Below are 582 nucleotides of genomic sequence, written 5' to 3' on the forward strand. Positions count from 1 at the left end.
GGGAAGGATTCGAGCGAGGCTTCGAGGACCGGATCGAAACTCTCCCTGTCGCTGGTAGACGGGTCGGGCGTGCTCTCATGCTGGACGCCTCTTGAGAGGCGGCGATCGGGGCGGAACGGGACCCGGAAGGCTCCCGGGGCATCGACGCCCCTGTGCAGCCGGTGGCGCGTCTCACCCGCCCAAGGGTTCGCCATCCGGGCTCCCCCAGCGTCCTCGCGCACGACATAATGCCAGTCCTGCCGCTCTGCGAAGTCCACGGCGCTGTCGCGATCCGGAAACTTCAGCCGAATCGGACGATAGGGATCGCTGCTGGACGTGTATCCCATCAGCGGCTCGATCTGCGGCGGCCGGGACGGCTCGAACTCGAGGACCCAGTAGTTGGGCCGAGGCGCCGATGTCATCGCGGAACGGGCAGGACGGTAGATGATTGCCGTCGGCACGTCCCAGGATGGCAGATCGGTTCCGGGAATTTTCGGCGGGAATGGTGGACGATTATGGCCGCGCATATCAGTTCTCCCGGGTGTCGGTGGATACGAGAAGGTGACGTTCGAGATCGTCGAGTTTTTCCATTCGCCTCGAATT

Annotated in this window: 1 protein-coding gene; it reads right to left on the reverse strand. The window is 64.1% G+C overall.

Annotation, left to right across the window (positions count from 1 at the left end):
• Positions 1-506 (reverse strand): NADH dehydrogenase ubiquinone Fe-S protein 4 (locus CG51_RS18860; RefSeq protein ID WP_035747691.1); only part of this gene is annotated, 506 nt, incomplete at its 3' end.
• Between the last annotated feature and the right edge of the window lie 76 nt (positions 507-582).

Source organism: Haematobacter missouriensis, assembly GCF_000740775.1.
Classification (GTDB): domain Bacteria; phylum Pseudomonadota; class Alphaproteobacteria; order Rhodobacterales; family Rhodobacteraceae; genus Haematobacter; species Haematobacter missouriensis.